This window comes from Streptomyces yaizuensis (assembly GCF_034961445.1).
Taxonomy (GTDB): Bacteria; Actinomycetota; Actinomycetes; order Streptomycetales; family Streptomycetaceae; genus Streptomyces; species Streptomyces yaizuensis.
The window spans coordinates 234143-244784 of the sequence record NZ_BSBI01000004.1 but is presented as its reverse complement, the minus strand read 5'-3'; the positions used below and the strand labels follow the sequence as shown (position 1 = coordinate 244784).

Sequence of the window (10642 nt, the reverse complement as noted above, 5' to 3'; positions counted from 1 at the left end):
TGGTTACGCCTGGCCCGCCTCGGCGGCGTCAGCAGCCTCGGCAGCGTCGTCGAACGGGTTCTCGACGAGCGCGTTGGAGTGGCTGGCGGACAGGTGGGCGAGCTGACCCGGGTCGGCGATCGGGGCGAACACCTTGTGCTGGTCCATGACGCGAACTCCTCTTCTGATGAACGACAGATGGGTTTTCTGATGGTTTTTCTGGTGCTTCATGCCCGTTGTCGCGAGCACATGACCGACCTTAATGAATATGATTTTCATTCCGCAAGGGGTGGTGGGAGCGGGACGGGGTGATCCGGGTAACACACCGGCCAGCCGCCCTCGGGATCCGTGCCGACCCGGCCGGCCACGCCGAACACCCCGGCGAGCAGTTCGGGGGTCACCACCTCGTGCGGCGGCCCGTCGGCGGCGACCACGCCGTCCCGCAGGGCGACGATCCGGTCGGCGAACCGCGCCGCCTGCCCCAGGTCGTGCAGGACCATCAGCACGGTGAGGGACCGCTCCCGGCGCAGCCGGGTGACCGTCGACAGCACCGCCAGCTGATGTCTCAGGTCCAGATAGGTCGTCGGTTCGTCGAGCAGCAGGACGCGGGTGTTCTGGGCCAGCGCCATGGCCAGCCGGACGCGCTGGCGTTCACCGCCCGACAGCGAGTCCACCGGCCGGTCCGCCCAGTCGGCCGCTCCCGCGTCGGCGAGCGCCCGCGCACACACGGCGTCGTCGCCGCCGCGCAGCATCCCCAGCGGGCCCCGGTCCGCGTACCGGCCCTGGCGCACCAGCTGGCGCACCGTCATCCCGGGGACGGGCGGGGACGACTGGTGGAGCAGGGCGACCCGGCGGGCGGCGGCGCGGCGGGAGAGCCCCGCGAGGTCGTCGCCGTCGAGCAGGATCCGGCCCGCGCCGGGGCGCGAGAGGCCCGCGCACAGCCGCAGCAGGGTGCTCTTCCCGGAGCCGTTCAGCCCGACCAGGGCCACCGTCTCGCTGGCCCGGACCGCGAGGTCGACACCGCGCAGGACCTCCCGCCCGCCAGGGTGGCCGAAACGTACCCCCAGGGCACGGAGCACCGGGCCGTCCCCGCTCTCCCCCGGTGTCGGCGCGGCTCCGTCCGGCATCCGGTTCCGTTTCCGTTTCCGGTCCGCTGTGGTCATGGGTGCTCTCCTCGTACCGTTAGGGGGTCGGTCATCGCGGGTCACGGCGTCTCCTGCGGGGTACGGCGGGCCACCAGCAGCAGCAGCGCCGCGCCCACGCAGGTGGTGACCGCGCCGGTGGGCACGGTCAGCCGGTCGGCGGCGAGGGCTTCCGTCAGCAGCCTGGACAGCGCCTGGGCGGCGGCGTCCGCTCCGCCGACCACGGCGGCGCCGGTCAGCGCGGCGCCCGGCAGCGCCGTCCGCAGATCGGCGCCGTGCAGCGCGAACGCGAGCCGGGGCACGAGCAGTCCGACGAATCCGAGCGCTCCGACGGCGGCGACGGCGCCCGCCGTGAGCGCCACGGCGCAGCCGATCGCGGCGAGCCGGGCCGGGCCGGGGCGCAGTCCGGCGGCGGCTGCCTGGTCCTCCCCGCAGAGCAGCAGGGTGAGCGGGCCCGCGAGGGCCCACGCCACCGCGAGCCACACCGCCGTCCAGGGCCACAGCAGGTTCCAGTGCGCCCAGACGCGGCCCTCGGTGGAGCCGACGAGCCACTGCACCACGCTGCCGAGTTCGCCGGGGGCGACGAGCAGCACCATCGCGGTGAGGCCGGACAGGGCGGCGGACACCAGGACTCCGTAGACGGCGGCGCCCTGCGGGTCGGCCCGTTCCCGGCCGGCGAGCAGCCACAGCAGTCCCGCGCCCGCGCACCCTCCGGCGACGGCGGCGACGACCACGGCGGCCGGCGAGTGCCAGCCGGCGATTCCGGCGCCGGTGGCGGCGACCGCGCCGAGGACGGCGCCGGGGGTGACCCCGGTGACCTCGGGCCCGGCGAGCGGGTTGCGCAGCGCGGACTGGAGGACGATGCCCGCGACCCCGAGCGCGGCGCCCGCGCCGAGCGCCACCAGGGCCCGGGGCAGCCGCAGTTCGAGGACCACATGGCGGGCGAGCGGGTCGCCGCCGCCGCGCAGCACCTCCCACACCCCGGCCGGGCCGAGGGCACGTCCGGCGACGAGGCCCGCGCAGCCGGCGGCGACGACGAGCGCGCAGAGCAGGGCGATCCGCCTCATCGGGCGCCACCTCCGGCCGGTGCCGCCGGCGCCGCGGGTGCCGCCGATGTGCCCGCTGCTCCCGATGTCCCCGGTGATCCCTCCGCTCCCTCCGTTCCCGATGCCGCCGCGCGCCGGTCGCGCGTACCGCGTCTGAGCAGCAGGACGCCGACGGGGACCCCGAGGAGTGCCGTCCAGGCGCCGACGGGGGTCTCGACGGGGGCGAGCGCGAGCCGCGCCGGGAGGTCGGCGCAGGCGACGACGGCCGCCCCCCACGCCGCCGCCCAGGGCAGGCGACGCGGTGCCTCGGCGTCCGGGAGCAGCCACGCGGCCAGCCGGGGGGCGAGGAAGCCGACCCAGGCGAGGGGGCCGCAGACCGCGACCACCGGCGCGATCAGGACAATGGCAGCGGCGAGCGCGGCCAGTCGCGCCCGATCCGCGCGTACTCCGAGGGCCCGTGCATCGTCGTCCCCGAGCCGCAGCACGGACAGGACGGGCGCGCACAGGACCAGGGCGGGTACGGCGGCGAGCAGCCACGGGGCGAGGCCGGTGACGTCGTCCCAGGTGCGGGCGGAGAGGCTGCCGAGGAGGTAGCGGTAGATGAGCTGGAGGTCCAGTTGGTCGGCGAGGACCATCAGGACCAGCAGGGCGGCCTGGAGGGCCGCCGCGACGGCCGCGCCGCACAGCAGGACGGCGGACGGTCCGCGCGCGGATCCGGCCGCGAGCAGGGTGAGGGCGCCGCCGACGACGGCGCCGCCGATGGCCAGGAAGGGCTGGAGCGCGAGCGGGACGGAAACGGCGAGCACGAGCGGGGCCGCGACGCCGAGGGCGGCGCCGGAGGAGACGCCGAGGAGTTCGGGCACGGCGAGCGGGTTGCGGAGTGCTTCCTGGAGCACGAGGCCGGCGGCCCCGAGGCAGGCCCCCGCCACGAGGGCGAGGACCAGCCGGGGCAGCCGCAGTTCGGTCACCACGATGTCGTGCGGCAGTTCGGCGAGGGGGATCGCCGGGGTGCCGAGGGCGGGGCCGCACAGGGCCACGGCGAGGGAGACCGCGAGCAGCAGCTGACGGCGGTTCACCGCAGTTTCGCCGTCGCCTCGTCCAGGACGATGCCGAGGGAGCGGGTGCCGCGGCCCTTGGCCCAGACGTCGGCGTCGACCTCGTGGACCTCGCCCGCGCGGACGGCGGGGACCTTCGACCAGAGCGGGTGCTGCGCGAGCCGTTCGGCGAGGGGGCCGTCCGAGGAGCCGCGCGCGGTGAGCGTCTCGACGAAGAGGACGTCGACCTTCCGGGCCAGGATCTCCTCCAGGCTGTAGGCGCCGGAGACGCCCCGGCTCTTCCAGGGGTAGTGCGACAGGCGGGGGAAGAGCCCGGCGGTGACATCGGTGCCGGGGGTGGCGACGCCGAAGTTCTCCTCGTCGCCGAAGACGATCAGGCTGGTCCGGTCACTGGGGTCGTTTTCGGCCCGGGCGAGCTTGTCCCGAAAACGCTGTTCGGCACGTTCGGCCTGCGCGGTCCGGCCGGTGAGCGCGGCGAGGTCCCGCAGGTAGCGGACGCTCTCCTGCCAGTTGCCCGGCTGTACGGGCCAGAACACCGTGGCGCCCTTGAGCGCGGGGGCGAGCCGGCCGTGGGTGTCGGCGAGGCCGATCACGAGGTCGGGCCGGTGGGAGAGGACCGCCTCGGCCTCGGGGCTGAGGAAGCCGCCGGGTATCGACGGGATCCGGGCGGCCCGCTCCTTGCCGAGGAAGCGCGGGTGGGCCAGCAGCTCGGAGTTGGTGGCGACGGGGACCATGCCGAGTTCGCTGAGCATGTCGTCGCAGAGCGCCACCAGGCAGACGACGCGTTCGGGCGGGCGGGGTGTGGTGACGGTCACCCGGTGGACGTCGGTGACGGTGCGGGCGGGGGTGATGGGGGCGACGCTCCGGTCGGTGCGCCCACCGGGCCGGGCGGCGCTCCCGGAGCCCCCGGAGTCGCCGGAGTCCCCACCGGTGATCGCTCCGCACCCCGTGATCAGCGTTCCCGCGAGAACGGTGGCGGCCCAGCGGCGCAGTGTCCGGACGCGTATACGTACACGCAACACAGAAATTCCTCCCTTATGTCCATTTATGCACCGCCGTTGCGGTGCGACATCGAGCCACATGATAATCATTTCCATTAATCTTTCCGACACGTGCCCGCTGCGAACCCGCCGCGGATCCGTCCCCGAGCCCTGGGAGCAGCCCATGCCGTCCTCGCCCGATGCCCTTCCGCCCCGGCTGGTGGTGGCCGACCAACACGCCGGAGCCGTACGGGTCCTGGACCTCCCGTCCGGATCGACGGCCGGATCGACGGCCGGACAGCCCGTCGGAGACCAGGCCGGAAAGCAGGCCGGAAAGACCGTCGGCGGCCTCGACGGGGTGCACCTGTCCGAGCACGCGGGATTCCTCGCGCTGCCCGGGGGCCGCACCGCGTTCGTCGACGACCGCGCGGGGGAGCTGATCGTCCTCGATCCGTACGGGCCGGAGCGGGGGCGTCCGCTGGTCGCGGCGTCGGCGCCGGTCGCCACGCCCGCGGAGCACCTGGCGGCCGACCCGTCCGGCCGGCTCGTCGTCGTCACCACCGGGCTCGGGCGCAACGAACTCCCCTGGAGCGAGGTGACGACCGTGGTCGACCTCGGCGCGGCGGGCGGACCCCGCGCGGTCCGGGTCCGTACCCGTGCCGGGGAGCCCGGCGCCGTCGTCGTCCCGGGCGACGGGGAGGACCCGCTGGAGGGCTGGGTGGTGCTGCGGCACCGCGAACCGGGGGCGTTCACCGTCCACCGGTCCCGGGAGCTGCTGGCGGCGGGGCCCGGCTGCCCGCCCGCGCCGCTCCACCACGAGCTGCCGCTGTCCGACGACGACGGCCACGGGGACGCGTACGACCCCGTGGGCGGACGGCTGTTCGCCGCCGCGGGCTCGGGGGTGCACCGCGCCCGGCGTACCCGGGTGGGCCTGGTGGCCGAGCCGGCGCTGTCCTGGCAGGGCCGGGGGCGGGGCTACTTCCTGCGGTTCGACGCCGCCCGCCGGACGCTCTGGTCCTGTGTACGCGGCGGCCCGGCCGACCCGGCGCGGTGGCCCGAGTGGACCAACTGCGCCTGGTGGCACCGGCCGGACCAGGGGCGTACGGGCCGGCTGCCGCTCGGTCCCGGGCTCGTGTTCCGTTTCGCGGTGGCCGCCCGGCATCTCGCCTTCGCGCGGGTCCACCCGGACGGCGACGAACTCGTCCTCGTCGACGCCGAGACGGTCGAGATCACCGGCCGGATACCACTGCCCGCGATGGCCGGGCGCCCCCGCGCGGGCGACACCCCCTGGGACGGGGCCCAGCGGCGGGCGATCGCCGCCTCACCCGCCCATGACCTGGTCGCCGTCAGCCGGGGCGGCCATGGCGAGATCCAGCTCGTGGACGCGGCGGCCGGGGCCTCGCTGGGCACGCTGACGGTGTCCACTCCGCTCGACGACGGGGGCCGCCTCGCGCTCGTCTCACCGGGCGACGGCGCCGAACGGGACACCGTGGGCCGCTGACAACCGGCCCGGAGCAGTACACCGGGGGCCTGGCACGGTGGCACTTGCCGGCGCACCATGCCCGTATGCCGGAGAACAGAAGGACGGACAGCGACAGGGCTACGGGGACGGATACGGGTACGGGTGCAGCCACCGGTGCAGGTACGGGTACGGGGCCGGGGCCGGGGCCGCTCGCCGTGGACGAACGCGGGAACGCGCTGCTCGCGTTCCTCCCCGGCGCCGAGGACACTCCCCCGGGCGGTGCTCCCGTCACGGTGGCACTGGTGGTCATGCGCCACGGCGGCCGGATCCTGCTGGTCCACGACCGGTACCGGGACTGGTGGGAACTGCCCGGCGGCGGAATCGAGCCAGGCGAGATCCCGCGCCGCGCCGCCGCCCGGGAGCTGTGGGAGGAGAGCGGGCAACGGGCCGACGGGGAGCTGCGGTTCGCGGGATGGGCCCGGTTCCTGACCGCCCCCGCGCGGCGGACCGAGTACGGCGCCCTCTTCACCGGCGGGGCCGCGCGGCGCGAACCCTTCCGCGTCAACGCGGAGACCACGGGCCTCCACTGGTGGGACCCTGCCGGTCCCCCACCCGGCCGGGCCGCCGCCCTCGACCTTCTGCTCGTCCGGCTCACCGGGTGATCGGCTGACGGGGCAGCCGGCTTCAGCGGGCCGCTCCCGTGGGGAAGTCTGAGTCGATGAGGACAGATGTTCTGTCGGTCCTGGTACGGAGCACAGGGCCGACCGGGCCCGCTCCGGCAGGTCTCCGTTCCGGCGTCCCGGAACGGAGGCGTCACGCTATCCGGACGGGTCGGTCACCTCGGACCGTTGTCCCACTCCGGATCGAAGTGGGCGCCGGGCGCGCACATCGCCCACCGCCCCGTCCGGCCTACGGTGTCGTCGCCCGCTGGCCCGGCCCGGCCCTTCTCGGCCCTGCGTGATGTCTCCATGTCAGTGCTCTCCGGCTCTTTCGGGAGGGGCCGCCGCACTCGGCGCCCGTCCGTTCGACTGTCGGTACATACCACAAGACGAGTGGTCGACGGCGGCGGTTGCGACGGCAGGGCGGCCGATCCGCGGAGTCGTGGAAGTCGGCCACGATTTGGCCGGATCCCCTACAACTCTCCGTAACGGTAGAGGACTTGGCGGATTCGCCACCCCGACAGGACCTGGGGGAGGACCGGCCGGAGTCCGGCGATGACCTCCTCGGCGACGGTCGGCGGCGGCCGGCGGGAGGACGCCGGCGCCCACCCCGTCCCACCGGCCCGTCGGGCGCGTAACGGCTCCGCGTAGTCTGCTGATCATGAACGAACCGGAAATACGCCGTGCCACGGCGGACGACGTCCCCGCCATCATGGCCATGCTCGCCGACGATCCCCTGGGCGCCCAGCGGGAGTCACCGGACGATCCCGCCCCGTATCTGGCCGCCTTCGAACGGCTGGCCGGTGACGCCCATCAGCGCCTGATGGTGGCCGTTCGCGACGGGCAGGTGGTCGGCACCCTTCAACTCACCATCGTGCCGGGGCTCTCCCGGCGCGGTGCCACCCGCTCGATCATCGAGGGCGTCCGTGTCCACGCCGACGAGCGGGGCGGCGGACTCGGCACCCGGCTCATCGAGTGGGCCGTCGAGGAGTCCCGCCGGGAGAACTGCCGGATGGTCCAGCTGACCTCGGACATCACCCGCGCGGACGCGCACCGGTTCTACGAGCGGCTGGGCTTCGAAGCGACTCACGTCGGGTTCAAGCTCCCGCTCTGAGGGTGCCGGTGGGCCACGGCCGGGAAGCGTGTCCTCGTCCGCCGGGTCGCAGGCAGGCACGGCACAGTGGGCTCGTACGACCTGGTCCGCCGGCGGCCCGGGACGGACCGGGCCGCCGGCAGCGGATCACGGCCTGTCGCCGCGTACCACCGCCACCGGGCAGTGCGCGTGGTGCAGCAGCGCCTGGCTGACGGAGCCCAGGAGCAGCCCCACGAAGCCGCCGCGTCCCCGCGCGCCCATCACGATCAGCTGGGCGCGCTCGGTCTCCTCGATCAGCGCCGGGCGGATCCGGCCCTCCACCAGCCGCCGGCGCGTGGTGACGTCCGGGTACCGCTCCTGCCAGCCGGCGAGTGCCTCGGCGAGCAGCCGCTCCTCCCCCGCCCGGAGCCGGTCGACGCCGTCTACCAGGTTCTGCGGGTGGCCGGGGTCGTCGTCCCCGCGCTCGGTCCAGGTGTTCCACGCGTGTACGGCCACCAGCTCCGCGCCCCGTGCCGAGGCCTCCGCGAACGCGAACCCGACCGCCGCGTCCGCCTCCGGCGAGCCGTCGACCGCCACCACGACGGGCCCGGAATCCCGTGCGTCACCGCGTACCACCAGCACCGGGCAGCGCCCGTGCGCGGACAGGTGCACCGCCGTGGAGCCGACGAGGAGCCCGATGAAACCGCCCATCCCCCGGCTGCCGACGACCACCAGGGACGCCTTCCGCGACTGCGACTCCAGCACGGTCAGCGGCTCACCGGTCACCAGTTCACGGGTCACCTCGATGTCCGGCGCGGTCTCCCGCGCCCGGTCCACGGCGTCGGAGAGCACCCGCTCGGCCGCGTTGAGCAGTCCGCCGCCGACCGGGCCCGTGGGGGAAGGGCCGAGGTCCACATGCATCGCGGGCCAGATGAAGGCATGGACCACATGGAGCCCCACCCCGCGCAGCCGCGCTTCCCGGGCCGCGACCTCCACTGCGGTGAGCGCCGACTTCGAGCCGTCCACACCGACCACGACCGGACCGTTCATCACAGCACTTCCGTTCTTCTGCGCTTCTGCGTGCCTGGTACCGCCGTACCCCGAACCGGCGTACCGCTGTACGCCTTCAGTCTCGACCCGTGAGACGGGGCCCGCACGGGCCGAAGGTCCGGGTGAGGAGGGACGAACAGCCCTCACGGCGAGGGCGCAAAGGCCGTTCCCGTACGCCATTGGTCCCCTGCCGGCGGGCGGGCCGGCGGAACCCGGCCCGACGCCCTCAGCTCCCGCCCCCGCCCGTGTCCGTGGGGCCCCCGGGCATCGCCGGCCCGTCGGCGATCGCGCGCAGCGCGTCGAGGTGGCGGGCGTACACCGCCCGGCCCTCCCCCGTCAGCGCGAGCCAGGTCCTGGGCCTGCGGCCGACGCGGCCCTTGTCGACGGCGAGCAGGCCGGCCTCCTCCAGGGACGCCACCTGTTTGGACAGCACGGAGTCGGTGACCTCGACAAGGTCGCGCACGAAGCCGAACTCGGCCCGGTCGACGGGCGCGAGCGCGGCGACGACGGAGAGCCGGACGGGCGCGTTCAGCAGCGGGCACAGCGCGTGCCGTGGGTGCCGTGGGTGCCCGGTCACGCCAGCCGCCCCTCACGGAACGCGACCGTCGCCGGCGGCAGCGCGCACACGAGGGCGGCCACCGCCGCGAAGGGGACGCTGTCCTCGAACGAGGACGTCCCCAGGGCCACGGCGATCGCGAAGAAGACGGCCCAGTTCCCGAGCATCCCGCCGTGCCGGAGGCCGAAGCCACGGCGGATCGCCCGCTGTCGGCTCGCGTACACGCTGAGCCCGCCCACCAGGGCGATGTTGAGGACGGCGAAGGTCAGCGCGGCAACGAGGCCCTGCCAGAGCAGGGCCATGGGGACGAGGACGAGCTGCCCGGCGGCGAAAGTCCAGAGATAGCGGGCGTACCACCCGCTGGAGTCGACCGAGGCCGCTTCCACCCGCGCGGCACGCCTCAGCGCGGCCTCCGCCGTGCCGTGCGCGTCCGGATGTCCGTGCCCGTGTGCGTCCATGCGACTCCGCCCCCGCCATCTCTCGACTGCGTCGATCTGTTCAACCTGTTCGATCTGTTCGATCTCATTCCAGAGTGGCATCTACTTTCCATTGCGGCAAGTACTTGTCGGTCAGGACGGGAAACCGTCACCGCCGGCGGCCGGCGGTGGGTAGAACCGGCGCGCCCAGCGGCGGAAGGGGCCGATCGGGCCGTCCCCCTGGGCGAGGCGGGGCGGCTGCCGGTACTGCTTGTGGTCCCAGATGGGGAAGTCGGCTGCGGTGAAGGCACAACTGGCGCGGAAGACGGCGCGGTTCAGCAGCCGCTCGGCGGTCCGGCTCACCGTGCGCGCCAGCGGGCCCGGCAGTGCGGCCGGTTCGGTGAACGCGAGCCGGTTCAGCTGCCGGAACTGCATCCGGTTGGGGCCGATCGCGGTCGGCATCACCATCGTGCACATCCGCAGCCCGACCCGGGGCGTGTGCACGTCCGCGTGCAGACAGCCCAGCCCGTAGCCGTCGACCTCCACGTCGACGGTGAAGTCACCCAGCAGGGGCGCCGACTCGTGGGCCCGCAGGGACACGTGGAACATCGCGCCGTCGTAGACGACCGGACCGTCCGTCTCGGCCTTCCGCCAGCCGTGGAGGGTGGCGAAGTGTCCGACGTCGACCGAGTTCTCGATCACTTCCTGAACGTTTCCGGCCAGCTCCCACACGGCGCTCCGGGCGGCCCGCCGGCCGATGACGTGCCACTCGGGGATCCACCAGTCCGGGTCCCGGCCCTCGTGGTGGCGCCACACGAACACGGCTCCGTTGGCCTCGCACACCGGCAGACGCTCCAGCCGGGAGCGCGGCGGCGGGGTCCCGTAACCCGTCCGCACGCACGCCCCGTCGGGACCGAACGCGAAGAAGTGGAACGGGCAGACCAGATCGTCCCCCTCGACCCGCGCCAGGCCGAGATGGGCGCCGAGGTGCGGACAGTACGGCCGCACCGCCCGCACCTCGCCCGTCGTCAGCCGGTACAGCACCACGTCCCCGCCCGCGAGCGGCCGGGTCAGCACGCGGCCGGGCCGCAGTTCCCCGGAGAACGCCAGCGCGGACCACCCGCTCGGATACGGCAGCGCCGGCAGACCCGCCCGGTCCGCCGGAGTCGGCCCCTGACTGATCCTGCGCCCGTACTCGCGTGAAAATCCCACCGTCTCCCCTGCC

Annotated in this window: 11 protein-coding genes and 1 pseudogene; 3 read left to right on the top strand and 9 right to left on the bottom strand. The window is 74.5% G+C overall.

From position 1 onward, the window contains the following. Nucleotides 1-3: 3 nt before the first annotated feature. The 5 genes and pseudogenes from amiA to SYYSPA8_RS12060 form a co-directional block, all read right to left on the bottom strand. Nucleotides 4-147, bottom strand: coding sequence for a streptamidine family RiPP (gene amiA / locus SYYSPA8_RS12080; RefSeq protein WP_323447097.1), 144 nt, complete (start codon nucleotides 145-147; stop codon nucleotides 4-6). Between the two features lie 91 nt (nucleotides 148-238). Next, a pseudogene (locus tag SYYSPA8_RS12075) lies at nucleotides 239-1106 on the bottom strand (ABC transporter ATP-binding protein). A gap of 77 nt (nucleotides 1107-1183) precedes the next feature. Then, on the bottom strand, nucleotides 1184-2188 hold the full coding sequence (locus SYYSPA8_RS12070) for an iron chelate uptake ABC transporter family permease subunit (RefSeq protein ID WP_323447096.1): 1005 nt from the start codon (nucleotides 2186-2188) through the stop codon (nucleotides 1184-1186). Next, a complete protein-coding gene (locus SYYSPA8_RS12065) occupies nucleotides 2185-3243 on the bottom strand; it encodes a FecCD family ABC transporter permease (protein WP_323447095.1) in 1059 nt (352 codons plus the stop codon). Before SYYSPA8_RS12065 ends, SYYSPA8_RS12070 begins: the two co-directional genes overlap by 4 nt. Beyond that, the gene (locus SYYSPA8_RS12060; RefSeq protein ID WP_323447094.1) at nucleotides 3240-4244 is read right to left on the bottom strand and encodes an ABC transporter substrate-binding protein; all 1005 of its coding nucleotides are present in this window, start codon (nucleotides 4242-4244) and stop codon (nucleotides 3240-3242) included. Before SYYSPA8_RS12060 ends, SYYSPA8_RS12065 begins: the two co-directional genes overlap by 4 nt. Before the next feature lie 142 nt (nucleotides 4245-4386). Between SYYSPA8_RS12060 and SYYSPA8_RS12055 the strand changes: the two genes are divergently transcribed. The 3 genes from SYYSPA8_RS12055 (at nucleotide 4387) to SYYSPA8_RS12045 (ending at nucleotide 7437) form a co-directional block, all read left to right on the top strand. Further along, nucleotides 4387-5703 carry a hypothetical protein gene (locus tag SYYSPA8_RS12055; protein WP_323447093.1) on the top strand — a complete coding sequence of 439 codons (1317 nt, stop codon included), beginning with the start codon at nucleotides 4387-4389 and terminating at the stop codon, nucleotides 5701-5703. Nucleotides 5704-5768: 65 nt separating this feature from the next. Continuing rightward, nucleotides 5769-6326 (top strand): NUDIX hydrolase, encoded by a 558-nt coding sequence (locus SYYSPA8_RS12050; protein ID WP_323447092.1) that lies wholly within the window; start codon nucleotides 5769-5771, stop codon nucleotides 6324-6326. Between the two features lie 658 nt (nucleotides 6327-6984). Continuing rightward, nucleotides 6985-7437 (top strand): GNAT family N-acetyltransferase, encoded by a 453-nt coding sequence (locus SYYSPA8_RS12045; RefSeq protein WP_323447091.1) that lies wholly within the window; start codon nucleotides 6985-6987, stop codon nucleotides 7435-7437. Between the two features lie 126 nt (nucleotides 7438-7563). Here the strand turns inward: SYYSPA8_RS12045 and SYYSPA8_RS12040 are convergent, their stop codons facing one another. The 4 genes from SYYSPA8_RS12040 to SYYSPA8_RS12025 all read right to left on the bottom strand — a co-directional run bounded on the left by SYYSPA8_RS12040 (nucleotide 7564) and on the right by SYYSPA8_RS12025 (nucleotide 10629). Continuing rightward, the gene (locus SYYSPA8_RS12040) at nucleotides 7564-8445 is read right to left on the bottom strand and encodes a universal stress protein (RefSeq protein ID WP_323447090.1); all 882 of its coding nucleotides are present in this window, start codon (nucleotides 8443-8445) and stop codon (nucleotides 7564-7566) included. Nucleotides 8446-8671: 226 nt separating this feature from the next. Then, nucleotides 8672-9022 carry a winged helix-turn-helix domain-containing protein gene (locus SYYSPA8_RS12035; RefSeq protein ID WP_323447089.1) on the bottom strand — a complete coding sequence of 117 codons (351 nt, stop codon included), beginning with the start codon at nucleotides 9020-9022 and terminating at the stop codon, nucleotides 8672-8674. After that, the gene (locus SYYSPA8_RS12030) at nucleotides 9019-9459 is read right to left on the bottom strand and encodes a hypothetical protein (RefSeq protein ID WP_323447088.1); all 441 of its coding nucleotides are present in this window, start codon (nucleotides 9457-9459) and stop codon (nucleotides 9019-9021) included. The genes SYYSPA8_RS12035 and SYYSPA8_RS12030 overlap by 4 nt, the downstream gene beginning before the upstream one ends. Before the next feature lie 111 nt (nucleotides 9460-9570). After that, nucleotides 9571-10629: a Rieske 2Fe-2S domain-containing protein gene (locus SYYSPA8_RS12025; protein ID WP_323447087.1), complete on the bottom strand. Its 1059-nt coding sequence runs from the start codon at nucleotides 10627-10629 to the stop codon at nucleotides 9571-9573. Between the last annotated feature and the right edge of the window lie 13 nt (nucleotides 10630-10642).

Coding starts and splice junctions, on each gene's coding strand:
- amiA (WP_323447097.1), bottom strand. CDS start 147: ATGGACCAGCACAAGGTGTTCGCCCCGATCGCCGACCCGGGTCAGCTC.
- SYYSPA8_RS12070 (WP_323447096.1), bottom strand. CDS start 2,188: ATGAGGCGGATCGCCCTGCTCTGCGCGCTCGTCGTCGCCGCCGGCTGC.
- SYYSPA8_RS12055 (WP_323447093.1), top strand. CDS start 4,387: ATGCCGTCCTCGCCCGATGCCCTTCCGCCCCGGCTGGTGGTGGCCGAC.
- SYYSPA8_RS12050 (WP_323447092.1), top strand. CDS start 5,769: ATGCCGGAGAACAGAAGGACGGACAGCGACAGGGCTACGGGGACGGAT.
- SYYSPA8_RS12045 (WP_323447091.1), top strand. CDS start 6,985: ATGAACGAACCGGAAATACGCCGTGCCACGGCGGACGACGTCCCCGCC.
- SYYSPA8_RS12040 (WP_323447090.1), bottom strand. CDS start 8,445: ATGAACGGTCCGGTCGTGGTCGGTGTGGACGGCTCGAAGTCGGCGCTC.
- SYYSPA8_RS12030 (WP_323447088.1), bottom strand. CDS start 9,459: ATGGACGCACACGGGCACGGACATCCGGACGCGCACGGCACGGCGGAG.